Below are 24,353 nucleotides of genomic sequence, written 5' to 3' on the forward strand. Positions count from 1 at the left end.
CTGGGGTAGCATCACGCCTCGCCCGACACGGAGGTCGGCACGCCTCATCGCCGCGATGTGCATTCCCCCGGGAGGATCCCCCATGCGACAGTTCCTGTTTCCCCGCCGGCCGCTGGCCCGCGCCACCGTGCTCACCTGCCACCTGCTGCTGCAGCTCGGCCTGCTGGCCGGGGCCGCCCTGTGGCTGGCGCCCCGCACGCCATGGCTCACGCCGTCTCTCGAGCTGGCCAGCGCCTGGCCGCCCCTGGCGCTGGGCGGCGGGCTCTGGCTGCTGGCCGCCATGGCCCTGCGCCTGGTGGCCGAGCTCGCCCTGCTGCCCCACCACCTGAAGGCGCAGCGCCCCGGCTTCGCCCCGGCCGCCGTGGTCACCCGCTCCTTTGAGCGGCGACCGGCGGTGCATGACGACGCCCAGTCCTGGACCAGCGGGGCGCGGCGTACCGCCGACGAGGAGGAGAGCGTCCTGGGCAGCCCGCGGGTGGTGCGCCGCGCCGATCGCCGGGCGCCGGCCCGCGTCGCCGACGAGCCCACCCTGGACCTGAACCACCCAGGCGAGGCGGAACCGACGGCGGCCAGCGAGCCGCGGCTCTAGGGGCCGGACCGAGGAGGACGCCGCGCGCTCATCCCGGGCTCATCCCCGGACCGGGCGGCGCCCTTGCTGGTAGCGCAGGACATTGAGCGCGGACACCGCGCAGGCCGCCCCCAGGGTATTGGCGAGGAGGTCGTGCCAATCGCCTCCGAAGCGACCCGGCACGGGAATCTGGGCGACCTCGATGGCCGCGCCGAACAGCACGCTGATCAGCAGGGCCTGCGGCAGGCGCACCCCGGCGAGCCCGATCAGGCCCGCCAGGCCGGCGTAGCCGATGAAGTGGCTGGCCTTGTCCCAGGGCAGCGACTCGGGCAGCTCGCTCCCTGGCGTCAGGCTGCCCCAGGCGATCACCAGGGCCGCCAGCACGGCCAGCGCCGCCCACAGGCGGCGCCATTTCGTCTCGCCTTTCGGAACTACCGGCGCCACCGCCGCCTCAGTCCTGGGCGATCTGGCGGTGGTAGGCCGGGCTCAGGTCGTGCAGGGCGTCCATGAAGGCCGTGACGTGATCCGGGTTGGTGAACTGGTTGATGCCGTGGCCCAGGTTGAAGATGTGGCCGGGGCCGTGCCCGTAGCTGTCGAGGGTGCGCGCCACCTCGGCACGAATCGCCGAGGGCCGGGCGAATAGCACGTTGGGATCGAGGTTGCCCTGCAGGGCAACGCGATGGCCGACCCGCGCCCGGGCGGAAGAGAGTTCGGTGGTCCAGTCCAGGCCCACGGCATCGGAGCCCGCCGCCGCGATGTCCTCGAGCCACTGCCCGCCGTTCTTGGTGAACAGGATCACCGGGACCCGGCGGCCCTCGTGTTCGCGGATCAGGCCGGCCACGATCTGCTCCATGTAGCGCAGCGAGAACTCCAGATAGGCCGGCGTCGACAGCGCCCCGCCCCAGGTATCGAAGATCTGTACCGCCTGGGCGCCGGCGCGGATCTGGGCGTTGAGGTAGTCGGTGACCGCGTGGGCCAGCATGTCGAGCAGCCGGTGCATGGCGTCCGGCGCATCGTAGAGCATCGTCTTGACGTGGCGGAAGTCCTTGCTGGAGGCGCCCTCCACCATGTAGGTGGCCAGCGTCCAGGGGCTGCCGGAGAAGCCGATCAGCGGCACCCGGCCGTTGAGCTCACGGCGGATGGTCGAGACGGCCCGCATCACGTAGTCCAGGTCGCGCTCGGCATCCGGTACCGCCAGGGCATCCACCTCGGCCGCGGTGCGCACCGGCTTGCGGAATTTCGGCCCCTCGCCGGTCTCGAAGAAGAGCCCCAGCCCCATGGCATCGGGGATGGTGAGGATATCCGAGAAGAGGATGGCCGCGTCCAGCGGGTAGCGCTCCAGCGGCTGCAGGGTGACCTCGCAGGCCAGCTCCTGGTTGCGGCAGAGGTCCATGAAGCTGCCGGCCTGGGCCCGCACCTCACGATACTCCGGCAGGTAGCGGCCGGCCTGACGCATCATCCAGACCGGGGTGCGGTCGACGGGTTGACGCGCCAGGGCGCGCAGAAAGCGGTCGTTCTTGAGTTCCATGCGGGCGCTCGTCCACGGAAAATGTGGGCGCCATTGTACCCCATCGAAGGCGCCGGGGATGAGCCCTCGATGCACACGGTGAGCCCGCCCGGCCTTCCTGATAGAATGATCGTTCACTCGTCGGCAACGCCGTGGTCTTCCTCCGAGGTACATCGTGACGATTCGATTCATCGCCGCCTCCCGGCTGCCCACCCCCTGGGCCACCTTCACCATGCATGGCTTCGAGGACGAAGCCACCGGCAAGGACCATATCGCCCTGACCCTGGGTGACGTGGCCGACGGCGAACCGGTGCTGGGCCGGGTCCACTCGGAGTGCCTGACCGGCGATGCGCTCTTCTCGATGCGCTGCGACTGCGGCTTCCAGCTGCAGGAAGCGCTCAAGCGCATCGCCGCGGAGGGCCGCGGCGTGCTGCTCTACCTGCGCCAGGAGGGTCGCGGCATCGGCCTGCTCAACAAGATCCGCGCCTACCGGCTGCAGGATGCGGGCGCCGACACCGTGGAGGCCAACGAGCAGCTGGGCTTCGCCGCCGACCTGCGCCGCTACGACATCTGCGTGCCGATGCTCGATCATCTGGCGATCACGGCCCTGCGGCTGATGACCAACAACCCCCGCAAGGTCGACGCCCTGACCCAGGCCGGGGTGACGGTGAAGGAACGCGTGCCGCTGACCACCGGTCTAAACCCGCATAACGAACAGTACCTGACCACCAAGGCCGGCAAACTGGGCCACATGATGGCGCTGGGCGACTTCACCCAGGCCAGCGACGTGGACACCGAACGCAAGCCCTGAGCGACCGATCACGCCCTCCGTCATCGGCGCCGCTCCCTGGCAGGAGGCTTCCCCGATGACGCATCCCCCCGCGCATGGCGAGACGCCCTTCAGCGTCTTCGAAGAACTGTTGCACAGCATCAGCCACGGCATCGGCGCGGCACTCAGCCTCGCCGGACTCGTGGTGCTGCTGGTGCTGGCCAGCCTGGGCGCCCATGTCGACCCCTGGAAGCTCGTCGGCATCAGCCTCTACGGCGCCAGCCTGGTGCTGCTCTACACCGTCTCCACCCTCTATCACGGCGTGCGCCATCCGCGCCTGAAGCGCCTCTTCCAGTCGATGGATCACTGCGCGATCTACCTGCTGATCGCCGGCACCTACACGCCCTTCCTGCTGGTCAACCTGCGCGGCCCCACGGGCTGGACGCTGCTCGCCACGGTCTGGTCGCTGGCCCTGGCGGGGATCGCCTGCAAGCTCGCCTGGCCGCACCGCTTCGAGGCGCTGCGGGTCGCCCTCTACCTGGTGATGGGCTGGCTGGTCGTGCTGGCCGGGGACGACCTGGCGGCCCACCTCTCCACCACCGGCCTCGCCCTGCTGGTCGCGGGCGGCGTCACCTACACCCTGGGCGTGATCTTCTACGCCGTCAGCGCCATCCCCTTCAACCACGCGATCTGGCATCTATTCGTCATGGGCGGCAGCACCTGCCACTACTTCGCGGTGGTCACCGGAGTGCTGCCCGTCGCGACCTGAGCCGTCAGCCCGACGCGGCGGCGTCGCGCTCCCGGGCCGCGGCCCGCGCCAGCGCCGGCCGCGCCGAGACGCGCTCGCGATAGGCCGCAAGCGTCGGCGGCAGGCGCATCTTGAACTGCACGGCCCACGTCAGGGTGTGGGCCAGCAGCAGGTCCGCCAGAGTGAAGCGCTCCCCCACCAGCCAGCCCTCGCCGTCGAAGCGACGCGCCAGGGCGCGGATCGCCCGCTGAAACTCCCAAGCGGCGGTCGGCAGCACCGCCGGCACGCGCTGCTCGCCCGGCAGAGCGAACTTGTGCTTGGCCTGGGTCCAGAGCGGCTGCTCGAGCTCACCGATGATGAAGAAGAGCCACTGGTCGACCCGGGCACGCTCCTCGATGGTCGCCGGCAGCAGGCCGCCCGACTCGCCGTAGCGCTCCGCCAGGTAGCGACAGATCGCCGCCGATTCGAACAGCGTCAGCTCGCCATCCTCCAGCACCGGCACCTTGCCGTCGGGATGACGCGCCAGGAAGGCGTCCGACTGGCCTTCGCCATGGCCCAGGTCCACGTGGCGATACGCATACGAAAGGCCTAGCTCTTCCAGGGTCCAGGTCGCGCGCAGCGAGCGGGAGTTGGGAAAACCGTAGAGGGTGATCATCGGGCGACTCCTTGCGATGTCTGGGTCCCCCACGCTAGCGCAACCCCGGGGATGTGGCGAGCCGGGCCGTCCGGCGGAGTGCGTCAACGCTACAGGCTCCCGATGCACGCCGCCGATGCACGTCGCCGATAGCCGCGCTCAATCTCCCCCATCGAAACCAATAACTACCCTAATATTTATCTGGCTATTAATATGCTTGTCATACATCAACACGACGAGGCACTTGCCATGAAGACCACCCTGATCACCGCCACCCTGATGCTTGCCGCCCTGCCGCTGGCCGCCCAGGCCGACCCGGCCACCGACAAGGCCCTGCAGCTGAACCAGGAGCCGCTGTCGAGCGTCGAGCGCTCCGCCTCCGCGGACGCGCCGGTCGACCTCGAGCGCCTCGATGGCGGCAGCGACGCCATGGCCCAAGCCCGCCTGCGGCTGCGCTCCCAGCAGGCCGCCACGACCGACTTCGCCGACAACGACGACGCCTACCGCCTGGCCCGCGAGGCCACCAGCTGAGGCACCGGCCGTCACACCCCGCCCGGCACGCAAAAAGCCCCCGATCTCGGGGGCTTTTTCGTGGACGGCGTCGGGATCAACGGGCCCGCGATGGGCGGTAGCCGCAGCGTAGGATCAGGCCGCCGCGCGCGCCTTGCGGATGCGCTCGTAGGCGCTGCCGATCTCGCTGGTGCGCTCCTTGGCCATCTCGCGCATGCTCTCGGGCAGCCCCTTGGCCGCCAGCTTGTCGGGGTGGTTCTCGCTCATCAGGCGGCGATAGGCCTTCTTGATCTCGGCGTCGCTGGCCTCGGCCTCGACCCCCAGCACCCGGTAGGCATCCTCCAGGGAAACGCTGTGCTCGCCGGCGCCCTGGGGGCCGCCGCGCAGCATCGCCTCGATCTGGGCGATCTCGGCCTCGGAGCAGCCCAGGCCGCGAGCTACGCGCAGCAGCATCTCGTGCTCGGCGGGGTGCAGCTCACCGTCGGCGGTGATCGCCGCAAGCTGCACCTGCAGGAACACCTGCAGCAGGGCGTGCTGACGCCCCACCACCTGGCGCACCCTGGCGAGTTCCGCCTCCAGGTCGAAGTCCGCCGCCTTGCCGCGGTTGAAGGCAGCCCGCGCCCGGGCGCGCTGCGCCTCGTTGAGCCGCAGGCGATCCCACAGCTGCCGGGAGGCCTCCAGCTCGTCCTCGGTGACGCGGCCATCGGCCTTGCACATGCAGCCCATCACCGCGAAGGTCGAGTCGAGGAACTGCGCCTGGGCGCCGGCCAGCCGGCCCAGCACGCTCTTGCGCAGCCGCCGCACCAGCCAGTAGCCGAGGCCGGCACCGATCAGCAGCCCCAGGGGGCCGCCGATCCAGAAGCCCAGTAGCGCACCGAGCAGAGTCAGAAAAAGCATCGTCGCCTCGCAGGTAAAGAGAAAGAATCAGCCGCGCCAGGCGCGGATCGACGCCTCGATGCCGTCGGCGTCCAGGCCGCACTCGGCGAGCAGCTCGGCGGGCTTGCCGTGCTCGACGAAGGCGTCGGGCAGGCCCAGGTTGAGCACCTCGACCTGGGCCCCCTCGGCCATCAGCAGCTCATTGACGGCGCTGCCGGCGCCCCCGGCGATCACGTTCTCCTCCAGGGTCACCAGCAGGTCATGATCGTCGGCGGTCGCCATGACGGCGTCGCGATCCAGCGGCTTGATCGAGCGCATGTTGAGGTGCGTGGCGTCGAGGCGTTCGGCCACCTCGGCCGCCGGGCCGTTGAGGCTGCCGAAGGCCAGCAGTGCGACCCGCTGCTTGCCGCGCCGCCGCCACTCGGCCCGGCCGATCTCGAGGGGCTCCAGGTGATCGGGGGTCGCCACACCCGGGCCGGTGCCGCGGGGATAGCGCACCGCCGCCGGGCCGGGATGCTGGTAGGCGGCGCTGAGCATGGCCCGGCACTCCGCCTCGTCGGCCGGCGCCAGCACCACCAGCCCGGGGATGCAGCGCAGGTAGGAGAGATCCAGGCTGCCGTGGTGGGTGGGCCCGTCCTCGCCGACCAGGCCGGCGCGGTCGATGGCAAAGGTGACGTCGAGCTCCTGCACCGCCACGTCATGGATCAGCTGGTCATAGCCGCGCTGCAGGAAGGTGGAGTAGATCGCCACCACCGGCTTCATCGCCTCGCAGGCCATGCCCGCGGCCAGGGTCACGGCGTGCTGCTCGGCGATGGCCACGTCGAAGTAGCGCTCGGGATACTCCTTCGAGAAGCGCACCAGGTCGGAGCCCTCGCGCATCGCCGGGGTGATGCCGATCAGCCGCTCGTCCGCCGCCGCCATGTCGCAGATCCAGTCGCCGAAGACGCGGCAGTACTTCTGCTTGGGGCGCGAGGCCTGGCCGGCCGGCTTAAACGGCGGGGGCGTCTCGTTCCCCTTGCCCGGCTCGCTCTTCTCGAGCTTGGTGATGGCGTGATAGCCGATGGGGTCGGCCTCGGCGGGCAGGAAGCCCTTGCCCTTGCGCGTCTTGACGTGGAGGAACTGCGGCCCCTCCAGGTCGCGCATGTTGCGCAGGGTGTCCACCAGCAGCGGCAGGTCATGGCCGTCGATGGGCCCGATGTAGTTGAAGCCCAGCTCCTCGAAGAGCGTGGCGGGGCTGATCATGCCCTTCATGTGCTCCTCGGTGCGCCGCGCCAGCTCCAGGGCGCCGGGCAGGTGAGAGAGCACCTTCTTGCCGCCCTCGCGCATGCTGGTATAGGGCTTGCTGGTGAGGATGCGCGCCAGGTAGCTGGCCATGCCGCCGACGTTCTCGGAGATCGACATCTCGTTGTCATTGAGCACCACCAGCAGGTTGGCGTCGACGTGGCCGGCGTGGGCCAGGGCCTCGAAGGCCATGCCCGCCGTCAGGGCGCCGTCGCCGATCACCGCGCAGACTCGGCGCGACTCGCCGCGGGCACGGGCGGCCAGCGCCATGCCCAGCGCCGCCGAGATCGAGGTGCTGGAGTGGCCGACGCCGAAGGTGTCGAACTCCGACTCGGCGCGCCGCGGGAAGGCGGCCAGGCCGCCATACTGGCGAATGCCCGTCATCGCCGCGCGGCGGCCGGTGAGGATCTTGTGGGGGTAGGCCTGGTGGCCCACGTCCCACACCAGGCGGTCGTGGGGCGTCTCCAGGGCCTGGTGCAGGGCCACGGTGAGCTCCACCACGCCGAGGCCCGCGCCGAAGTGGCCACCGGAGACGCCCACGCTGTAGAGCAGGTAGGCGCGCAGCTCGTCGGCCACCTGGGCCAGCTGGCCGGCGTTCATGGCGCGCAGGGCGGCCGGCGCCTCCAGGGTGTCGAGCAGCGGCGTGGCCGGACGCTCGACGGGAATGTCATCGAACAGCTTCATGTGGGGCCTGCGGTGTCAGTGGTCACGCTCGATCATGTAGCGGGCCAGGTCGGCCAGGGGCGCGGCGCCCTCGCCCAGCGGCGCCAGCGCCGCCACGCCCGTCTCGACCAGGTCGAGGGCCCGGCGGCGCGCGCCCTCGAGCCCCAGCAGGCTCGGATAGGTCGGCTTGGCACGGGCGGCATCGGCCCCGGAGGTCTTGCCGAGGGTGGCGGTGTCGCCGGTCACGTCAAGCACGTCGTCGTGGATCTGGAAGGCCAAGCCGATGGCGTCGGCATAGGCATCCAGGGCGGCCAGCCGCGCGTCGTTCTCGTCGACCGCGATCAGCCCGCCGAGGCGCACCGCCACGCGGATCAAGGCCCCGGTCTTGTGACCGTGCATGGCCGCCAGCGCGGCCACTTGTGGATGCCCGCCCACGGCGGCCAGATCCAGCGCTTGGCCGGCCACCATGCCGTCACGCCCGGCGGCCCGTGCCAGGCCGGCGATCAGGGCGCCGACCCGCGGGTGCTCGCTTGCCGCCAGCACCTCGAAGGCCAGCGCCTGTAGGGCGTCGCCGGCGAGGATCGCGGTGGCCTCGTCATAGGCGCGATGCACCGTGGGCTGACCGCGGCGCAGGTCGTCGTCATCCATCGCCGGGAGATCATCGTGCACCAGCGAGTAGGCATGGATCAGCTCCAGCGCCATGGCCGGGGCGTCCAGGGCGTCCTCCGCGGCGCCCAGGGCACGGCCGGCCGTGTAGACCAGCACTGGCCGCAGCCGCTTGCCGCCTACCAGCAGGGCGTGGCGCATCGCCGCCTCCAGGCGCGGCGAGGGCGCCGCCCGCTCGGTGAACAGCGACTCGAGGCGGGCATCGACCCGGGCACGATCCGCGGCCAGTCGGGCCACCAGTTCGTCAGCGCTCACCGTCATCCTCCGCTGGTGGGGCCGCGAAGGGCTGCAGGTCGACGCCGCCGGCCTCGCCCTCGGTGAGGGTGCGCACTCTGAGCTCGGCCTCGTCGAGCCGACGCTGGGCGTCCCGGGTCAGGCGCACGCCCTGCTCGAAGGCCGCGAGCGACCCCTCCAGCGACAGCTCGCCGGACTCCAGCCGCTCGACGAGCTGCTCGAGCCGCTCGACGGTGGCGGCGAAGTCGGCCGGCGCCGTCTCGTTGCCGGCCCCGTCCCTGCCTTGACTGTGATGTTCCGCCATCGCCTCTACTCGCCGGTGGATGATCCTTGGGCCGACAGTATACACGCTCTCCCGGGGGGGTCGTCTGCCCCGGCCAGCGGGGTGCCAACATGCATGGGACTCATCCGCGGCCCACAGCATTTTCATCCCGGCTCATGCCGGCTGTGGTACGATATCGGCCCTGTTTCGAGCCTGTCTTGCCCCGGGCGAAGCGTTGCCGGCCGGCCCCAGGCTCATCAGCATCTTCATGACACATGCATGCGGCGCGCGCCGACGAAGGGGTTGAATCGACCATGGCCAAAACGTCCCTGGACAAGAGCAAGATCAAGATCCTGCTACTCGAGGGCGTCCACCAGAGTGCGGTGGACAATCTTCTCAATGCCGGTTACACCAACATCGAACACCTGCCGACCTCGCTGGACGAGGCGACGCTGATCGAGAAGATCAGCGACGTCCACTTCATCGGCATCCGCTCGCGGACCCAGCTCAACGAGCGCGTCTTCGAGGCCGCCGAGAAGCTGGTGGCGGTGGGCTGCTTCTGCATCGGCACCAACCAGGTCGACCTGGACGCCGCCCTGGTGCGCGGCATCCCGGTGTTCAACGCCCCCTTCTCCAACACCCGCTCGGTGGCCGAGCTGGTGCTGGCCGAGGCCATCATGCTGCTGCGCGGCATCCCCGAGAAGAGTCACCGGGCCCATCAGGGCGGCTGGCTGAAGTCGGCCAAGAACTCCCACGAGGCGCGCGGCAAGACCCTGGGGATCATCGGCTACGGCAGCATCGGCTCGCAGCTCTCGGTGCTCTCCGAGTCTCTGGGCTTCGACGTCATCTACTATGACGTGGTGACCAAGCTGGCCATGGGCAACGCCCGCCAGGTGGCCAGCCTCGAGGAGCTGCTGGCCCGCGCCGATGTGGTCAGCCTGCACGTGCCAGATCTCGCCTCCACCCGCTGGATGATCGGCGAGGCCGAGATCGCCCTGATGAAGCCGGACAGCATCCTGATCAACGCCTCCCGCGGCAGCGTGGTGGTAATCGAGGCGCTGGCCGAGGCCCTCGAGGCCGGCCGCCTCGCCGGCGCCGCCGTCGACGTCTTCCCGGTGGAGCCCAAGGGCAACGAGGAGGAGTTCGTCAGCCCGCTGCGCGGCCTGGCCAACGTCATCCTCACCCCGCACATCGGGGGCTCCACTCTCGAGGCCCAGGAGAACATCGGCATCGAGGTCTCCGAGAAGCTGGTGACCTACTCCGACAACGGCACCACCGTCAGCTCGGTCAACTTCCCCGAGGTCGCCCTGCCGGCCCATCCGGGCAAGCACCGCCTGCTGCACATCCACGATAACGTGCCCGGGGTGCTCTCCGAGATCAACCGCGTGCTCTCCGAGAACGACATCAACATCCTCGGCCAGTACCTGCAGACCAACGAGCGCATCGGCTACGTGGTCATCGACGTCGACAAGGACTACGGCACCCGGGCCCTGGACGCCCTGAGCCAGGTGAGCCACACCAAGCGGGTGCGGGTGCTCTACTCCGAGTCCAGCTTCCAGGGCTGAATCTCGCCCTCGAGGCTTGGGCCACGCCAGCACCGCCGCGTCATCGACGCGGCGGTTTTTTTGGCGATAATGCTCAGGTAACGACGTTTTTCCTGCCGTTCGCCCCATTCGCTCGAGGATCCTGCCATGCCGACCGCACCGGCCTACCTGATCGTGGTGCTGGTATGGGCCACCACGCCGCTGGCCATCAAGTGGAGCGCCGAGGCCGGCGCACCGATCGGCAGCGTGATGCTGCGCATGCTGATCGCGCTGATCGCCGGCGCGCTGATCCTGCTGGTGCGCCGCCACCGCCCGCGCCTGGATCGCCGGGCCTGGCTGAGCTATGCCGCGGCGGTGCCCGGCGTGTTCGGCGCCATGGCGCTGAGCTACCACGCCTCCCAGCACCTGCCCTCGGGCATGCTCTCGGTGATGTTCGGCATGGCCCCGCTGGTCTCGGGGCTGATCCTCCAGGCCCTGCCCGGGGCCACGCGGCTGCGCGGCTGGCACTGGTTCGGCTGCGGCCTCGGCCTGGCGGGGCTCGGGGTGGTGTTCGCCGACAGCCTGACCCTCGGCGGCGGCCAGCTGGGAGCGCTTGCGATGATGCTGGCGGCGGTGACGCTGTTCAGCGGCAGCGGCATCGCCGTGCAGCGCGTGGCGGCCGGCCTCGGGCCCCTGGAGCAGACCGTGGGCGCCCTGGCCATGAGCCTGCCCTGCTTCCTGGCGCTGTGGCTGGCCAGCGGCGAGCCGCTGTCGATCCCGCTCAGCGAGCGCGGTCGCGGGGCGGTGCTCTACCTGGCCGTGTTCGGCTCGCTGATCGGCTTCCTCTGCTACTACCTGATCCTCTCACGGCTGCACGCCGCCACCGTGGCCCTGGTCACCCTGATCACGCCGGTGCTGGCGCTGGGGCTGGGCATGACCCTCAACCAGGAACAGCCCTCGGCCTCGATGCTGGCCGGCGCGCTGCTGATCCTGGTGGCGCTGGGCGCCTATCTATTCGGTGATCGCCTGACGCGCCGCAAGGCCGCGGCGACGGCCTGAGAGGAAGACCCCGTCGCTCGTCGGCAGCGACGCGGCCTTCCTCGAGAAGCGTCCGCCCCGCTGGCGACACCGCTGAAACCGCGTCGTCATCGCCGGCGAAGGAGCAAGTTGGAAACCATTTCCGAAGCGCGACATCGCCCCGCCGACTCGGTATCCTAGGATGTTAAAGCATGAGACAGGAGAGATAGGGTGAGCGAAGGCAAGCGCAGGACGGCGGGACGTCCCGCCGGTTCAGGCAAGAGCACCAGCGGCCACAGCCAGTCGCTGGTGCGCGGGCTCAATTTGCTCGAGCGCCTGGCGGCGAGCCCCGGCGGCCTCGCCCTGTCGGAGCTGGCCGAGGAGGCGGATTTCGCCCCCTCCACCACCCACCGGCTGCTGCAGGCGCTGCAGAGCCAGGGGTTCGTCACCCAGGACAGCGAGCTCGGCGTCTGGAAGATCGACGTCAAGACCTTCCGCATCGGCAACAGCTTCCTCGAGGCCCGTGACTTCCTCGGCACCAGTCGCCCCTTCCTGCGCCGCCTCACGGCGCTGACCGGCGAGACCGCCAACCTCGGCGTGCGCGACGACGGCACGGCGGTGTTCCTGGCCCAGAGCGAGTCGCCGCAGATGATGCGCATGATCACCCGGCTCGGCTCCCGGGCGCCGCTTCACGCCTCCGGCGTCGGCAAGGCGCTGATGGCCTGGCTGCCCGAGGACGAGCTCGAGCGCATCCTCGACGAGCGGGGCCTGGCGCGGGTCACCGAGAACACCCTGCACACGCCCGCGTCGCTGCGCGAGGGCATGGCCGAGATCCGCCGCCAGGGCTTCGCCTGCGACCGCGAGGAGCACGCCATCGGCCTGCACTGCGTGGCCGCCTGCATCCATGACGAACACGGCATTCCGCTGGCCGCCATCTCCGTCTCCGGGCCGGTGGCGCGGATTCCCGAGGCGCGACTGCTCGAGCTCGGCCAGCTGGTCCGCGAGACCGCCGCCGAAATCACCGCGCGCCTGGGCGGGCGGGTACCGGAGGCCTGGTAGCCGCCTCGCGCCCCGACACCAAGCACGCCCGGCTTAGGCCGGGCGTGTGCGTTCCGGGGCCTGGAAGGTGCCGACTCACGTCGCGCCGCGGCTCAGCCACCCGGATAGAGCACCCCTTCACCGACGATCACCGCTCGGCCACCGACCTCGACCCTGACCCGGCCCTGGTCATCCGGCCGGGGGCGAACCAGGATCTCGCTGGGTCGCCCCATGTCCACGCCCTGATGAATCCGCCAGCAGCGCACGGTCGCGGCGTGGCAGGCGGAAAGGTGACCGGCCAGAGCAGCAGCCGCGCTTCCCGTCGCCGGATCCTCATACAGCACGCCCGCCCCGGCCGTGAACATCCGCGCCGAGACCTCGCCGTCGTGCTCGACGTACACATAGACCTGCTCGATCCCGCTCGGCAAGACGTGCCGCGCCCAGTTTGAGGCGGCCGGGGCCGCCCGCGACAGAGCCTCTCGGGAAGTCAGAGGTACCAGATGGTACGGCAGGCCGCAGGAGGCAAGGATCGGATCGGCGACGACCTCCTGAGCCTCGAGCCCAAAGAGCGCCGCGGCGTCGCTTCTCCCCAACGAGCTTGCCGCCAGTTCGGCCGGCGCCGCGGTGGTGAAATACGCCAGGTCGTCCTCGAAGCGGACCCTCAGGGCGCCCGCCGGCGCCTCCAGTATCAGCGGCCGCGTGCGATCGACGCGCTCCCGAGCGGCCAGCCAGTGGGCCGTACCCACCACGGGGTGGCCGGCGAACGGCAGCTCGCGATGGGGAGTGAAGATTCTCACCGAAAAACGCCGATCGTCGTCCTCTCGCCCCACGAATATCGTCTCGGAGAGGTTCAGCTCCTGGGCGATGGCCTGCATCGTCGTCGCGTTCAGGCCCTCCGCGTAGGGAAAGACGGCCAGGGGGTTGCCGGTCAGTGGCGTCGCGGTGAAGACATCCAGCAGGGCGTAACACAGCGGCGAGGGTGGCATTAGGGAGGCATCCATCAGAGCAAAGTGAAAAATAGAAAACCTCAGCCTAGACGACGGCTGGGTGCCCCGCACCACCATCCCCGGCAGATGCTCATCGGCTCGCCGGCGCGATGGCCAAGGCTGAAGCCGTGCCCGCACGGCGTTACACTAGCGCCCGTTCCCCCTGCCGAGGCCGCCGTGATGTCCCACCTGCTCTCCATCGATTCCCTCTCTCGCGACGAGATCGACCACCTGATGCGCGTCGCCGCGCGCCTTGAGCCCGTCGCCCAGCGGCGCAAGGTCACCCGGATCCTGGAGGGGGCGGTGCTCGGCAACCTCTTCTTCGAGGCCAGCACCCGCACCCGCGTCAGCTTCCACACCGCCTTCTCGCGGCTCGGCGGCAGCGTCTGCGACACCACCGGCTTCACCTTTTCGTCCATGGCCAAGGGCGAGTCGCTCTACGACACCAGCCGGGTGATGAGCGGCTACTGCGACGCCATCGTGATGCGCCACCCGGAACAGGGCTCGGTGGCGGAGTTCGCCGCCGCCACCCACGTGCCGGTGATCAACGCCGGCGACGGCCCCGGCGAGCACCCGAGCCAGGCGCTGCTGGACTTCTACACCATCGACAAGGAGTTCGCGCGCCAGGGCAAGGCGCTCAAGGACGCCCACGTGCTGATGACCGGCGACCTGAAGTACGGGCGCACCGTGCATTCGCTGATCCGGCTGCTGGCGCGCTATGCGCCGATGCGCATCACCCTGGTGGCGCCCCCCGGGCTCGAGATGCCCCACCACCTGATCGAGCGCGTCAGCCGCCAGGGGCTCGCCGTGGAGGTCCGCGAGAGCCTGGCCGGCGACTTCTCCGACGTCGACGTGGTCTACACCACGCGCATCCAGAAGGAGCGCTTCACCGCCGAGATGATCGAGGGCTTCAACCTCTCCCGGGACTTCACCGTCGACCGCGCCTTCCTCGACAGCCGCTGCAACGCCTCCACCATCGTCATGCACCCGCTGCCCCGGGACAGCCGCCCCGAGGCCAACGATCTGGACGTCGACCTCAACGGCGACCCGCGCCTGGCGATCTTCCGCCAGACCGACAACGGCATCCCGGTGCGCATGGCGATCTTCGCCACCCTGCTGAAGGTCGAGGAGCACATCGAGCGCGACCTGCGCGACGTGCCCTGGTTCGTGCCGCCGACCGTGGGCGTGGACGACACCGCCTTCTGAACGGCCTTCAGCTCACGACTGATCGCCTATGCTGGGGGTGACGATCGGCATCGCCGCGCATGGCGACCTGGCCTGGAGGCGCAACATCGATGAACCTGAAGCGTGCGACCCTATTGCTGTGTGGCTTCTACACCCTGCTGATCCTGATCGGCGTCATCGCCCTGCTGATGGGTGGCGGGTCGCTGCTCGCCATGATCCAGCTGGGCGTGGGGGCGATCGTGGTGATCGGCCTATGGGGATACTTCCTGGACAGGGGCTTCATGAACCCGCGGATGTGGCGCCCCCTGGCGGGACTGTTGGCCCTGGGCATCGTCGTGCAGCTGCTCGCGGTCTTCACGGCGGACCTCTCCGGCGCGGCGCTGACCTGGACCCTCACCACGGCCATCTTCTCGGTGCTGCCGATGATCTTCCTTTACCGCTACGGCGAACGTGACCAGCCGCTCTGGGCCTCACCGGAGGAGCTCGAGAGGGGGGAGGTGCTGGAAAGATTGCTCGAGGAGCAGCACGAGCTGAAGGTCGAGAAAAAGGCCCAGGACAACCAGGCGACCGTCAGGCTCCGCAAGGCCGGCGATACCTACCTGGCCAGTGTCGAACGCGAGCGGGAAGGGGGCGTGGAGGCCTTCGAGGAGCGCTTCCGCTGCCCGGCGACCCTGGCGTTCTTCATCGAGAAGTTCACCTGCATCTCGGTGGGCGACTTCGCCAGGAAGTACAGCGACGGCGGCCCCCGCCCGGCCTGATCGCCCGGCCTCAGCGCGGCGGCAATCCCTCGGCGCGGGCGAACCAGCCCTCCAGGATCAGCACTGCGGCGATGCCGTCGACGCTTTCCTGCCGGTAGTTGCCGCGGTGGCCGCCCTCCCGGGCGATCGCCTTGGCCTCGCGGGTGGAGCCGCGCTCGTCGACCATCTCGCAGGGAGTGCCGAAGCGGCCGTAGAGGCGCTTGCCGAACTTGCGCGCCCTGGTACTCATGACCGACTCGCTGTCGTCCATGTTGAGCGGCAGCCCCACCACGAACAGATCCGGGCGCCACTCGTCCACCAGGCGGGCCACCTCGGCCCAGTCGGGGATGCCGTCGCGGGCCGGCAGCGGCGCCAGCTCCCGGGCGCTGCCGAGCAGCTCGTTACCTACCGCCACGCCGATGCGCCGGGTGCCAAAGTCGAAGGCCAGGATCAGGCGCGCGCCGGCGTCGGCCATCAGTTCGTCCCCGTCATCAGGAGTGCCCCGCCTCGCGGGTCATCAGGTTCAGGTCGATACCGAGGATGCCCGCGGCGGCGCCCAGGCGCTGCTCCGGCGGCACCGAGAAGAGGATCTCGGCCTGGCCCTCGACGGTCAGCCAGGCGTTCTCCTTGAGCTCGTCCTCCAGCTGGCCGGCCTCCCAGCCGGCGCAGCCCAGGCAGACCAGGAACTGCTCGGGGCCACGGCCGTCGGCCAGCGCCTGGAGGATGTCCATGGAGGTGGTCAGGGCGATGTCCTCGGCGACCTGGATGCTGGAGTCCCAGGCGTCGCTGTCGCCGCGATGCAGGATGAAGCCGCGATCCTTGTGGGTCGGGCCGCCATAGTAGACCGGCGCCTGGCGATGGGGGCTCTCGTCGCCGCCTAGCTCCAGCTGCTCGAACAGGGCGTCGAGGGTCAGCTCCAGAGGCCGATTGACGATCACGCCCATGGTGCCGTTCTCGTCATGGTCGCAGAGATAGCTGAGGCTGCCGGCGAAATTGGGATCTTCCAGGTGCGGCATCGCCAGCAGGAAGTGGTGTTTCAAGCCGAAGTGTTGCACGGATTGCATGAGACTCCCCGGCGGACCTATTGCACGCCGTAATGATTGCCTTGGCCGAATCGCCAGACCCGCGTAATGGACAGGCTGTCCAGGTTGCCCATGCCCCGGTCGAAGGGCCGGTAGGGGGCGGCACCGTGCACCGTGTCCAGGGCCGCCTGGTCGAGTTCGGCATGTCCCGAGGATTGTATCACCTCTGCCTGGCGAACCTGACCGCCACGGCCGACGACCACCCGGATGCGCAGCTGGCCGGCCAGCTCGCGCGGCGCCGGATGCACGCGGTTGCCGTAATCCTCGACCCGGCGGGTCCAGTCGTCGATGTAGCGTGCCTCGGCGGCCTGCTGGGCGGCCGGGCGCCCCTCGCCCGGCTGCTCGCCGGCATACTCGGGCGACAGCCCCTGGTCGCGGATGCTGGCGGTGGCCTGGGCGAGCAGGTCGCGCCCCGAGGCCGACGGGGCTGCGGCGGCGGGCGGCGCTGAGCTCTCGGCGGACTGGGGGGCGCTGTCGCGCGGCTCGGGCGTCGACGCCGCCTCGCGGGAAGCCTCGGCGGCCGGCGCCTCGCTGACGCGCTCTGGCTCGGGGGCCTCGGCCTGCTGAGGCGCGGCAGGCGTGGCCGGATCCACCTCGGGCTCGGCGGCTTGACGCTCGGGCAGCGCCTCCATCGGGGCGGCGCGCGCCTCCGCCGGCGCCTGCGCCTGGGGCGAGCCCGCGGCGCGCTGATCGGCCTCGGCGATGGCCTCGGCCTCCACCGGGGCCTGGGCCGGGCGACTCACCAGCACCACGTCGACGCTGGTCCGCTCCACGGGTGCCGGGGCGAACTGGCGGCTCGCCACTACCCCGATCACCACCAGATGCAGCAGCAGCGCCAGCGACCAGGCCAGCCAGTGCCGGTGCGGCCGGGTCACCGGGGCATACTGGATAGGATCGCTGAGGATGCTGGACATGGCCACAGGCCTCCCGGGTCAGCCCCGCTCGCCGAGGCGCCGCTCGATGGCATCCATCAGCAGGCCGGCGATGTCGGTGCCGCGCTGGTCGTCGATCTCGCGCACGCAGGTGGGGCTCGTGACGTTGATCTCGGTGATGTAGTCGCCGATCACGTCGAGGCCGACGAACATCAGTCCCTTCTCACGGATCACCGGCTGCACCTGCTCGATCAGCCAGTGGTCGCGGGCGGTGAGCTCGCGGCTGACGCCGGTGCCGCCGGCGGCCAGGTTGCCGCGGGTCTCGCCGGCCATGGGCACCCGGGCGAGGCCGTAGGGCACCGGCTCGCCGTCCACCAGCAGGATGCGGGTGTCGCCATCCTTGATCTCGGGGATGTAGCGCTGGGCCATGATCTGGCGCTGGCCGCGCTCGCTCAGCATCTCGATGATGGCGCCGAGGTTGCGGCCCTCGGGGAGCACATGGAAGATCCCGCTGCCGCCCATGCCGTCCAGCGGCTTGAAGATCACGTCGCCGTGCTCGGCGTGAAAGGCGCGCAGCACGGCCTCGTCGCAGGAGACCAGGGTCGGCGTGCAGCACTGGGGGAACTGCTGGGCGAAGAGCTTCTCGTTGCACTCCAGCAGCGCCTGGGTGGGGTTGACCACCAGCACGCCCTCGCGCTCGGCGAAGCCCAGCAGGTAGACGGCGTTGAGGAAGTGGCCGTCGACCGGGGGATCCTTGCGCATCAGGATGACGTCGAGCTCGGCCAGGGGCCCCGCCTCCGGCTCGCCCAGGTCGAACCAGTGCGCGGGATCGCGATGCACCCGTAGGGCACGCATCCGACCGAAGGCGCGCCCCTCGCGCAGGAACAGCTCCTCCTGCTCCAGGTAGTACAGCGAGGCGCCGCGATCCTGGGCGGCCCACAGCATGGCCAGGCTGGTGTCCTTCTTGTAGGTGAGATCGGCGATGGGATCCATCACCACGCCGATCTTCAGCGCGCGTTCGCTCATGGCGTCGTGTTTCCGGTCGAAGAGTGAATGCGCTCAGTATGCCGCAGCGGTATCGCGTCCACCAAGCTGGAGGGCGCTGCGGCGTGCGCGGTGCGTATAGTGCCGCTCGGGGCTGATCCGGCGACAGGCCTGCGAGGGGGCGCTGTGAACCCCTCCCTGGGCGCTACCGACGCCATCCTTGGCGTAGGACCCACTCTTCGACCTGTCCCCGACGCCCCTCGTCAGACCCATCTACGATTGCCCTGACTGGCGGTGCGGCGCTCCTCACCCCTGGTCCTCGGATCTCACCTTCAGCCTGTCCCCGGCGCCTTTCGCTATCCGCGCTGCCCCAACGGGCTAGTCCGTGCTCGGAGCCAGCCGGATACCGGTGGGCTCCAGGAGAATCCGCCGCTGCTTGTAGAGCCGCCCGATGGCCTGCTTGAAGGCGTTCTTGCTCACCCCCAACCGCGCCTTGATTTCCCCCGCGTCGCTCTTGTCGCCCAGCGGCAGGTAGCCGCCGCTCTCGCGCAGCGCCTTGAGCACCTGCTCGCCGACCACGTCAAGGCGCGCCGACCCCGGCGGCAGCAGCGACAGGTCCAGGCGGCCGTCGTCGCGCAGGCGCTTCACGTAGCCGGTGAGCCGCTGGCCGCGGCGCAGCGGGCGATTCACGTCGTCGCGGTAGAGCAGGCCCCAGAAGCGCTGATCGACCACCACCTTGTAGCCCAGGTCGGTCTGATCGGCGATCACCAGCGCCACCTCGTCGCCCGCCGCCAGGCCCTCGGCCTCGTCGGCCAGGAAGCGGTCGAGGCGCTGGGAGGCGACCGGTCGACCCTGCTGATCCTCATAGATCATCACCAGCACCCGTCGGCCCACGCTGGGACGGAAGCGCTGCTCGCCGTAGGGCAGCAGCAGGTCGCGGGGATGGCCCCAGTCGAGGAAGGCGCCGGTCTCGTTGACGGTCACCACCTCGAGGTAGACCACCTCGCCGACGGCGGCCCGGGGTGCGCGATGGCGGCGCGGCGCGGCGGCATGCGGGGCGGAGGAGCGCGGCGAACGGCGGTCTCGAGAATCGGGCATGGAAGCGTCCGGTAAAAAGAGTGGGGAGCGGAAAAGCGGGGGAGCGCTAGGAAGAGAGGATAGCCGAGCGCGCGGCTCAGAGATCGCCGAAGCGCGCCTGCAGCAGCGACAGCGCCACCACCGGCGCGGTCTCGGTGCGCAGCACGCGCGGCCCGAGGGAGAGCGGGGCGAAGCCGGCCACCCGGGCGGCCTCGACCTCGGCCTCGGCGAGCCCGCCCTCCGGGCCGATCAGCACGGCGGCGCTGGCGGGGGCCTCGGCCTCGGCCAGGGCGCCGGCGGTGCCGGGATGCAGCACCAGGCGCAGCGCCTCGTCGCGGACGGCCAGCCAGTCAGTGAGGCCCATCGGGGCGTGCACGGGGGGTAGGGTCGCGCGGCCGCACTGCTCGCAGGCGCTGGCGGCCACGGCCTGCCAGTGGGCGAGCTTCTTGGCCGCCCGCTCGCCCTTGAGCCGCACGTCGCCGTGCTCGGTGTAGAGCGGAGTGATGGCCGCCACGCCGAGCTCGACCGCCTTCTGGATGGCGTAGTCCATGCGATCCCCCTTGGAGATCGCCTGGCCGAGGTGCACCGCCAGCGGCGACTCGCCGAGCCCCGGCTCGACGGCCTCGATGCGCGCCAGCACCCGCTTGCGGGAGGCCTCGACGAGCACCGCCCTAGCCTCCAGGCCGGCGCCGTCGAAGAGGCGCAGCGCGGCCCCCTCGCCCAGGCGCAGCACCCGGGCCACGTGGCGGGCCGGCCCCTCGGGCAGAACGACGTCGCCGCCGACGTGGAAGTCGGCGGCGACGTGGATGCGCGGCGCCTTCACGGGCGGTTCTCGCTCATCAGGATCGGCATCGGCTTTACTGGGTCGCCTGCTCGCCGGCGGCCTGGGCCTGCTCGGCCTCGCGCTTCTTCTTCTGGGCGTAGATCGCCTCGAAGTTGACCGGCGCCAGCATCAGCGGCGGGAAGCCACCGCGGTTGACCAGGCTGTCGATGCACTCGCGGGCATAGGGAAACAGCACGTTGGGGCAGAAGGCACCCAGGGTATGGTCGAGCTGCTGGCCCTCGAGGCCGCCGATGCGGAACAGGCCGGCCTGCTCGATCTCGGCCAGGAAGGAGGTGGTGCCCTCCTCGCTGTGGGTGACCTGGGCGGTGACCTTGATCACCACCTCATAGAGGTCTTCACCGACCTGCTGATGGGTGGTGTTCAGGTCCAGGCCGACCTTGGGCTTGAACGGCTGCTGGAAGATCGCCGGCGAGTTGGGCGCCTCGAAGGAGAGGTCCTTGACGTAGATGCGCTGCAGGGCGAACTGCAGCTGCGGCTTGTCCTGCTGGCCCGACGCCTGACCATCGGCGCCGGCGTTCTGGTTGTTCTCTTCCGCCATGGGAAAGGTCCTTTGTCCGGTGAAACTATCGGGTAAACGGGTCCGGGAAATACGGGGGCGTCGCCTATTTATCGACGACCGGGCCTACTTCTTGACCACCGGCAGGCCATCCGCCTGCCACTGGGCCATGCCGCCCTTGAGCTTCAGCACGCGCTCGAAGCCCGCCTTGGTGAGCTTGGCCTGGGCGACGCCGGCGCTCTGGCCGTGCTTGCAGGCCACGATGATCGGCTTGCCCTTGAACTTCTCGAGCTCGCGCAGGCGCTCGTCGAGCTTGCTCTGCGGGATATGGCGAGCGCCGGCGATATGGCCCGCCTTGAAGTCGTTGGCCTCGCGGAGGTCGACCACCACGGCGTCCTCGCGGTTGACCAGCTGGGTGGCCTCGCTGGAGGTCACGCCTCCGGCGCTGCTGTTGCGGGCCTCGTAGGCGAGCCAGGCGATCAACACCACCAGGAAGGCCCCCACCAGCAGGGGATGATTCTGCACGAATTCGAACAGCTGATCGATCATGGGTTCGGCTAACTCTTTATCGGGTACACGGTGAACGGGGCCGGCCAGTCGCGGCGGCGCCCAGTATACACAAAGCCGCGGCGCGCCGCGGCCCGGGCGCCGGCCAAAATGACGTCCGACGGTGCCGTGCGATATGATGCCGCAAGCAGATGCAAGTCGCGACCCTGGCCGCCCCGCAAGCCGGCCGGACGCGACCCCGACCACGAGGCCCTCCCCCATGACCGACCCCCGTACCCCGCGTCCGGTAGCCCTGATCATCCTCGACGGCTACGGCCACAACGAGTCGCCCACCGACAACGCAGTTCTCGCCGCCCGCACCCCGGTGATGGACCGCCTGTGGCAGGAACAGCCGCACAGCCTGATCCATACCGACGGCCGCTACGTGGGCCTGCCGGACGGCCAGATGGGCAACTCCGAGGTCGGCCACATGAACCTGGGGGCCGGGCGCGTCGTCTATCAGGACTTCACCCGCATCACCAAGGCCGTCGAGGAGGGCGCGCTTGCCAACGTCGAGGCGCTGACCGCGCCGATCGATGCCGCCGTGGCCGCGGGCCGGGCCGTGCACCTGCTGGGCCTGCTCTCGCCCGGCGGCGTGCACAGCCACGAGGATCATATCCTGGCCATGGCCGAGCTGGCCGCCCACCGCGGCGCCCGGCACATCTACGTCCATGCCTTCCTCGATGGCCGCGATACGGCGCCGAAGAGCGCGATGGCCTCGATCGAGCGCGCCAACGCCCGCCTCGCCGCGCTGGTGGGCGCCGAGCAGGGCTTCGTGGCCTCGATCATCGGCCGCTACTTCGCGATGGATCGCGACAATCGCTGGGATCGCGTCGAGCAGGCCTACCGCCTGATCACCGAAGGGGCGGGCGAGTTCACGGCACAGACCGCTGAGCAGGGTCTCGAGCAGGCCTACGCCCGCGGCGAGACTGACGAGTTCGTCACCGCCACCAGCATCCGCCCCGCCGGCGCGCCGGTGGCCATGGCCGACGGCGATGCGGGCATCTTCATGAACTTCCGCGCCGACCGCGCCCGGGAGCTGACCCGCGCCTTCGTCGAGGACGGCTTCGAGGGCTTCGCGCGGCGCGCCCGCCCCCGGCTTGCCGCCGACGGCCTGGTGATGCTGACCCAGTACGCCGCCGACATCCCGGCCCCGGCCGCCTTCCCGCCGGCCGAGCTCGTCAACACCCTGGGCGAGGTGATGGAGAAGCGGGGGCTCACCCAGCTGCGTATCGCCGAGACTGAGAAGTACGCCCACGTCACCTTCTTCTTCTCCGGCGGGCGCGAGCAGGAATACCGCGGCGAGACCCGCGTGCTGGTGCCCTCCCCTCAGGAGGTGAAGACCTACGACGAGAAGCCCGAGATGAGTGCCGTGGAGGTCACCGACCGCCTGGTGGAGGCGATCGAGGGCGGCCAGCACGACCTGATCGTCTGCAACTACGCCAACGGCGACATGGTCGGCCACACCGGCAAGTTCGACGCCGCCGTCAAGGCCATCGAGGCCGTGGACGCCTGCGTCGGCCGGGTGGTGGAGGCGATCCAGCGCGTCGGCGGCGCCTGCCTGGTGACCGCCGATCACGGCAACGCCGAGCAGATGATCCACCCCGAGACCGGCGCGCCCCAGACCGCCCACACCACCTTCGACGTGCCGCTGATCTACGTCGGGCCGCGCCCGGTGCGCCTGCTCGACGACGGCCGGCTGTGCGACATCGCCCCAACCCTGCTGACCCTGATGGACCAGCCGGTACCGGAGGAGATGACCGGACGCGTGCTGATCGAGGGCGAGTGAGCCGGCATCCTAGGCGCCTGGGAGTGGCGATGCGGCGCACCACGCCGAGAGGGCCGAGCGGCCCGGCCACCGCCCTCGGGCTTGGCCTGGCTCTCACCCTGAGTCTGGGCCTGGCCTCGTCGCTTGCCGCCGCCCCCTCCGAGCGCGAGGCCCAGGCGCGCCTCGACGCTCTGGGCGAGGAGATCCTGGCCGCCTCCGGGGAGCTCTCCACCACCCGGGAGGCCCGCGACGAGGCGAGCGAAGCGCTGCGCGAGGTGGAGACGGCGCTCGCCGAGACCCATCGCCGCCTCGACGCCCTGCAGGCCGAGCGGCGCACCCTGAACGACGAGATCGCCGATCTCGAGGCCCGGCGCGAGCAGCTGGTCGCCGAGCGCGCCGAGCAGCTCGAATCGCTCGAGATGCAGCTCGAGGCCTTCTACCGCCTCGGCCTCACGCCCCAGCTCAAGCTGCTGCTCAACCAGGACGACCCGGCCCGGCTAGACCGCCTGCAGCACTACCTCAATCGCCTGGCCCGGGCCCGTCACGAGCGCCTCGATCGCATCGAGCGCCTGGAGAGCGAACTCGCCGACACCCGTCAGGCCCTGGCCGAGCGCGGCGAGCGGCTGGAGGCTGTGACGGCACGCCTTACCGAGCGCAGCGCAACGCTGGCCGAGCAGAGCGCCGAGCGCACCGCGCTGGTGGCGACACTGGACGAGCGCTTCGCCAGCGAGCAGGCCCGGCTGGCGACCCTCGCCCAGGACCGCGCCCATGCCGAGCGCACCCTGCGCGAGGTGCAGGAGCAGCTGGCCCGCCTCGAGCGCCCGCCCCCCTCCACCGCCATCGACGAGACCCGCGGCGCCCTGCCCTGGCCGGTGCAGGGCGCCATCGCCTCGACCTTTCGCAACGGCGAGGGGGTGCACCTCAACGGCCTGGTGATCCGCGCCGCCGAGGGCACCCCGGTCACGGCCGTGCATCCGGGCCGAGTGGTCTTCGCCGACTGGATGCGCGGCTTCGGCAACCTGCTGATCGTCGATCACGGCGACCGGGTGATGACCCTGCACGCCCACCTGCAACACTTCTCCGCCGGGGTGGGAAGCGCGGTCTCCCGCGGCGACGCCCTGGGCGCCGTGGGCGCCAGCGGCGGCCAGGGCCAGCCGGGGCTCTACTTCGAGGTGCGCCGCAACGGCCAGCCCATCGACCCGCGGGGCTGGATCGCCAGCCGACCCTGAGCGTCGCCGTGAGCCCCGGCAGAGCTATCGCAGATAGTTTGTTAGACTGCTCGATAGCTCGGGGCTGACTTGGCGACTCGCCTACGAGGAGGCGCTGTGAACCCCTCCCTGGGCGCTACCGACGCCATCCCTGGCGTAGGACCTTGTGTCTCTCCAGTGAGAGGTGATTAGCTACCACCGCTCACAGCCTGGGTGTATCCCGAGTAGGACCGAATGGCCTCGAGCCTGTAAAGGAGATAGGTCGCCCAGGC

Annotated in this window: 27 protein-coding genes; 11 read left to right on the forward strand and 16 right to left on the reverse strand. The window is 70.3% G+C overall.

All coding sequences use genetic code 11. The features are described from left to right. The first annotated feature begins 82 nt into the window (after positions 1-82). On the forward strand, positions 83-589 hold the full coding sequence (locus ABE957_RS13290; protein ID WP_349759164.1) for a hypothetical protein: 507 nt from the start codon (positions 83-85) through the stop codon (positions 587-589). 39 nt (positions 590-628) lie between these two features. Here ABE957_RS13290 and ABE957_RS13295 read toward each other — a convergent pair whose 3' ends face one another. Next, a complete protein-coding gene (locus tag ABE957_RS13295; protein ID WP_349759165.1) occupies positions 629-1,012 on the reverse strand; it encodes a VanZ family protein in 384 nt (127 codons plus the stop codon). A gap of 7 nt (positions 1,013-1,019) precedes the next feature. Continuing rightward, the gene (gene hemE, locus ABE957_RS13300) at positions 1,020-2,096 is read right to left on the reverse strand and encodes a uroporphyrinogen decarboxylase (protein WP_349759166.1); all 1,077 of its coding nucleotides are present in this window, start codon (positions 2,094-2,096) and stop codon (positions 1,020-1,022) included. A 154-nt stretch (positions 2,097-2,250) separates the two neighbouring features. Here hemE and ribA point away from each other — a divergent pair, with 154 nt between their 5' ends. Together ribA and trhA are read left to right on the forward strand one after the other, a co-directional pair. Next, positions 2,251-2,886, forward strand: coding sequence for a GTP cyclohydrolase II (ribA, locus tag ABE957_RS13305; RefSeq protein WP_349759167.1), 636 nt, complete (start codon positions 2,251-2,253; stop codon positions 2,884-2,886). 55 nt (positions 2,887-2,941) lie between these two features. Beyond that, positions 2,942-3,613: a PAQR family membrane homeostasis protein TrhA gene (gene trhA / locus ABE957_RS13310; protein ID WP_349759168.1), complete on the forward strand. Its 672-nt coding sequence runs from the start codon at positions 2,942-2,944 to the stop codon at positions 3,611-3,613. Between the two features lie 4 nt (positions 3,614-3,617). On the opposite strand, the gene ABE957_RS13315 is transcribed toward trhA, so the two are convergent. Beyond that, positions 3,618-4,247, reverse strand: a complete 630-nt coding sequence (locus tag ABE957_RS13315; protein WP_349759169.1) for a glutathione S-transferase family protein — start codon at positions 4,245-4,247, stop codon at positions 3,618-3,620. A 228-nt stretch (positions 4,248-4,475) separates the two neighbouring features. On the opposite strand from ABE957_RS13315, the gene ABE957_RS13320 reads away from it, so the two are divergent. After that, positions 4,476-4,757, forward strand: a complete 282-nt coding sequence (locus tag ABE957_RS13320; RefSeq protein WP_349759170.1) for a hypothetical protein — start codon at positions 4,476-4,478, stop codon at positions 4,755-4,757. Between the two features lie 114 nt (positions 4,758-4,871). On the opposite strand, the gene djlA is transcribed toward ABE957_RS13320, so the two are convergent. Genes djlA through ABE957_RS13340 form a run of 4 tightly spaced genes read right to left on the reverse strand, consistent with a single transcriptional unit; the run spans position 4,872 to position 8,760 of the window. Next, positions 4,872-5,633 (reverse strand): co-chaperone DjlA, encoded by a 762-nt coding sequence (gene djlA / locus ABE957_RS13325; RefSeq protein ID WP_349759171.1) that lies wholly within the window; start codon positions 5,631-5,633, stop codon positions 4,872-4,874. A 27-nt stretch (positions 5,634-5,660) separates the two neighbouring features. Further along, positions 5,661-7,577 carry a 1-deoxy-D-xylulose-5-phosphate synthase gene (dxs, locus tag ABE957_RS13330; RefSeq protein WP_349759172.1) on the reverse strand — a complete coding sequence of 639 codons (1,917 nt, stop codon included), beginning with the start codon at positions 7,575-7,577 and terminating at the stop codon, positions 5,661-5,663. 15 nt (positions 7,578-7,592) lie between these two features. Then, positions 7,593-8,477, reverse strand: coding sequence for a farnesyl diphosphate synthase (locus ABE957_RS13335; protein WP_349759173.1), 885 nt, complete (start codon positions 8,475-8,477; stop codon positions 7,593-7,595). Next, complete coding sequence (locus tag ABE957_RS13340; RefSeq protein ID WP_349759174.1) at positions 8,467-8,760, reverse strand: exodeoxyribonuclease VII small subunit; 294 nt, start codon at positions 8,758-8,760, stop codon at positions 8,467-8,469. The genes ABE957_RS13335 and ABE957_RS13340 overlap by 11 nt, the downstream gene beginning before the upstream one ends. 272 nt (positions 8,761-9,032) lie before the next feature. On the opposite strand from ABE957_RS13340, the gene serA reads away from it, so the two are divergent. The 3 genes from serA to ABE957_RS13355 all read left to right on the forward strand — a co-directional run bounded on the left by serA (position 9,033) and on the right by ABE957_RS13355 (position 12,317). Continuing rightward, on the forward strand, positions 9,033-10,283 hold the full coding sequence (gene serA, locus ABE957_RS13345; RefSeq protein WP_349759175.1) for a phosphoglycerate dehydrogenase: 1,251 nt from the start codon (positions 9,033-9,035) through the stop codon (positions 10,281-10,283). A 126-nt stretch (positions 10,284-10,409) separates the two neighbouring features. After that, a complete protein-coding gene (locus ABE957_RS13350) occupies positions 10,410-11,300 on the forward strand; it encodes a DMT family transporter (RefSeq protein ID WP_349759176.1) in 891 nt (296 codons plus the stop codon). Between the two features lie 189 nt (positions 11,301-11,489). Further along, positions 11,490-12,317 carry an IclR family transcriptional regulator domain-containing protein gene (locus ABE957_RS13355; RefSeq protein ID WP_349759177.1) on the forward strand — a complete coding sequence of 276 codons (828 nt, stop codon included), beginning with the start codon at positions 11,490-11,492 and terminating at the stop codon, positions 12,315-12,317. 92 nt (positions 12,318-12,409) lie between these two features. Here ABE957_RS13355 and ABE957_RS13360 read toward each other — a convergent pair whose 3' ends face one another. Further along, entirely contained in the window at positions 12,410-13,282 is an 873-nt protein-coding gene (locus tag ABE957_RS13360) for a PhzF family phenazine biosynthesis protein (protein ID WP_349759178.1), read from the reverse strand. Between the two features lie 177 nt (positions 13,283-13,459). Between ABE957_RS13360 and pyrB the strand changes: the two genes are divergently transcribed. Then, on the forward strand, positions 13,460-14,488 hold the full coding sequence (pyrB, locus tag ABE957_RS13365; protein ID WP_349759179.1) for an aspartate carbamoyltransferase: 1,029 nt from the start codon (positions 13,460-13,462) through the stop codon (positions 14,486-14,488). A gap of 89 nt (positions 14,489-14,577) precedes the next feature. Then, positions 14,578-15,225 (forward strand): hypothetical protein, encoded by a 648-nt coding sequence (locus ABE957_RS13370; protein WP_349759180.1) that lies wholly within the window; start codon positions 14,578-14,580, stop codon positions 15,223-15,225. A 10-nt stretch (positions 15,226-15,235) separates the two neighbouring features. Here the strand turns inward: ABE957_RS13370 and ruvX are convergent, their stop codons facing one another. From ruvX to ABE957_RS13410, 8 genes are all read right to left on the reverse strand, one after another. Beyond that, positions 15,236-15,679 (reverse strand): Holliday junction resolvase RuvX, encoded by a 444-nt coding sequence (gene ruvX / locus ABE957_RS13375; RefSeq protein WP_349759181.1) that lies wholly within the window; start codon positions 15,677-15,679, stop codon positions 15,236-15,238. A 16-nt stretch (positions 15,680-15,695) separates the two neighbouring features. Beyond that, a complete protein-coding gene (locus ABE957_RS13380) occupies positions 15,696-16,268 on the reverse strand; it encodes a YqgE/AlgH family protein (RefSeq protein ID WP_315585832.1) in 573 nt (190 codons plus the stop codon). A gap of 17 nt (positions 16,269-16,285) precedes the next feature. Next, complete coding sequence (locus tag ABE957_RS13385) at positions 16,286-17,200, reverse strand: energy transducer TonB (RefSeq protein ID WP_349759182.1); 915 nt, start codon at positions 17,198-17,200, stop codon at positions 16,286-16,288. Positions 17,201-17,218: 18 nt separating this feature from the next. Next, positions 17,219-18,184 carry a glutathione synthase gene (gshB, locus tag ABE957_RS13390; protein WP_349759183.1) on the reverse strand — a complete coding sequence of 322 codons (966 nt, stop codon included), beginning with the start codon at positions 18,182-18,184 and terminating at the stop codon, positions 17,219-17,221. 336 nt (positions 18,185-18,520) lie between these two features. After that, a complete protein-coding gene (locus ABE957_RS13395; RefSeq protein WP_349759184.1) occupies positions 18,521-19,240 on the reverse strand; it encodes a CvfB family protein in 720 nt (239 codons plus the stop codon). A gap of 76 nt (positions 19,241-19,316) precedes the next feature. Beyond that, positions 19,317-20,042: a 16S rRNA (uracil(1498)-N(3))-methyltransferase gene (locus tag ABE957_RS13400; RefSeq protein ID WP_349759185.1), complete on the reverse strand. Its 726-nt coding sequence runs from the start codon at positions 20,040-20,042 to the stop codon at positions 19,317-19,319. Positions 20,043-20,076: 34 nt separating this feature from the next. Continuing rightward, positions 20,077-20,601 carry a protein-export chaperone SecB gene (gene secB, locus ABE957_RS13405; RefSeq protein WP_089849342.1) on the reverse strand — a complete coding sequence of 175 codons (525 nt, stop codon included), beginning with the start codon at positions 20,599-20,601 and terminating at the stop codon, positions 20,077-20,079. A gap of 84 nt (positions 20,602-20,685) precedes the next feature. After that, positions 20,686-21,108, reverse strand: a complete 423-nt coding sequence (locus ABE957_RS13410) for a rhodanese-like domain-containing protein (RefSeq protein WP_349759186.1) — start codon at positions 21,106-21,108, stop codon at positions 20,686-20,688. Positions 21,109-21,325: 217 nt separating this feature from the next. Between ABE957_RS13410 and gpmI the strand changes: the two genes are divergently transcribed. Next, positions 21,326-22,894: a 2,3-bisphosphoglycerate-independent phosphoglycerate mutase gene (gene gpmI / locus ABE957_RS13415; RefSeq protein WP_349759187.1), complete on the forward strand. Its 1,569-nt coding sequence runs from the start codon at positions 21,326-21,328 to the stop codon at positions 22,892-22,894. Between the two features lie 29 nt (positions 22,895-22,923). Continuing rightward, entirely contained in the window at positions 22,924-24,102 is a 1,179-nt protein-coding gene (locus ABE957_RS13420) for a murein hydrolase activator EnvC family protein (RefSeq protein WP_349759188.1), read from the forward strand. The last annotated feature ends 251 nt before the right edge of the window (positions 24,103-24,353 follow it).

This window comes from Halomonas pelophila (genome assembly GCF_040196315.1).
Lineage (GTDB): Bacteria > Pseudomonadota > Gammaproteobacteria > Pseudomonadales > Halomonadaceae > Halomonas > Halomonas pelophila.

What these genes read in the sequence shown, in the direction of transcription:
- ABE957_RS13290 (WP_349759164.1), top strand. Translation starts at nt 83, where the DNA reads ATGCGACAGTTCCTGTTTCCCCGCCGGCCGCTGGCCCGCGCCACCGTG.
- hemE (WP_349759166.1), bottom strand. Translation starts at nt 2,096, where the DNA reads ATGGAACTCAAGAACGACCGCTTTCTGCGCGCCCTGGCGCGTCAACCC.
- trhA (WP_349759168.1), top strand. Translation starts at nt 2,942, where the DNA reads ATGACGCATCCCCCCGCGCATGGCGAGACGCCCTTCAGCGTCTTCGAA.
- ABE957_RS13315 (WP_349759169.1), bottom strand. Translation starts at nt 4,247, where the DNA reads ATGATCACCCTCTACGGTTTTCCCAACTCCCGCTCGCTGCGCGCGACC.
- ABE957_RS13320 (WP_349759170.1), top strand. Translation starts at nt 4,476, where the DNA reads ATGAAGACCACCCTGATCACCGCCACCCTGATGCTTGCCGCCCTGCCG.
- djlA (WP_349759171.1), bottom strand. Translation starts at nt 5,633, where the DNA reads ATGCTTTTTCTGACTCTGCTCGGTGCGCTACTGGGCTTCTGGATCGGC.
- dxs (WP_349759172.1), bottom strand. Translation starts at nt 7,577, where the DNA reads ATGAAGCTGTTCGATGACATTCCCGTCGAGCGTCCGGCCACGCCGCTG.
- ABE957_RS13340 (WP_349759174.1), bottom strand. Translation starts at nt 8,760, where the DNA reads ATGGCGGAACATCACAGTCAAGGCAGGGACGGGGCCGGCAACGAGACG.
- serA (WP_349759175.1), top strand. Translation starts at nt 9,033, where the DNA reads ATGGCCAAAACGTCCCTGGACAAGAGCAAGATCAAGATCCTGCTACTC.
- ABE957_RS13350 (WP_349759176.1), top strand. Translation starts at nt 10,410, where the DNA reads ATGCCGACCGCACCGGCCTACCTGATCGTGGTGCTGGTATGGGCCACC.
- ABE957_RS13360 (WP_349759178.1), bottom strand. Translation starts at nt 13,282, where the DNA reads ATGCCACCCTCGCCGCTGTGTTACGCCCTGCTGGATGTCTTCACCGCG.
- ABE957_RS13370 (WP_349759180.1), top strand. Translation starts at nt 14,578, where the DNA reads ATGAACCTGAAGCGTGCGACCCTATTGCTGTGTGGCTTCTACACCCTG.
- ruvX (WP_349759181.1), bottom strand. Translation starts at nt 15,679, where the DNA reads ATGGCCGACGCCGGCGCGCGCCTGATCCTGGCCTTCGACTTTGGCACC.
- ABE957_RS13380 (WP_315585832.1), bottom strand. Translation starts at nt 16,268, where the DNA reads ATGCAATCCGTGCAACACTTCGGCTTGAAACACCACTTCCTGCTGGCG.
- ABE957_RS13385 (WP_349759182.1), bottom strand. Translation starts at nt 17,200, where the DNA reads ATGTCCAGCATCCTCAGCGATCCTATCCAGTATGCCCCGGTGACCCGG.
- gshB (WP_349759183.1), bottom strand. Translation starts at nt 18,184, where the DNA reads ATGAGCGAACGCGCGCTGAAGATCGGCGTGGTGATGGATCCCATCGCC.
- ABE957_RS13395 (WP_349759184.1), bottom strand. Translation starts at nt 19,240, where the DNA reads ATGCCCGATTCTCGAGACCGCCGTTCGCCGCGCTCCTCCGCCCCGCAT.
- secB (WP_089849342.1), bottom strand. Translation starts at nt 20,601, where the DNA reads ATGGCGGAAGAGAACAACCAGAACGCCGGCGCCGATGGTCAGGCGTCG.
- ABE957_RS13410 (WP_349759186.1), bottom strand. Translation starts at nt 21,108, where the DNA reads ATGATCGATCAGCTGTTCGAATTCGTGCAGAATCATCCCCTGCTGGTG.
- gpmI (WP_349759187.1), top strand. Translation starts at nt 21,326, where the DNA reads ATGACCGACCCCCGTACCCCGCGTCCGGTAGCCCTGATCATCCTCGAC.
- ABE957_RS13420 (WP_349759188.1), top strand. Translation starts at nt 22,924, where the DNA reads ATGCGGCGCACCACGCCGAGAGGGCCGAGCGGCCCGGCCACCGCCCTC.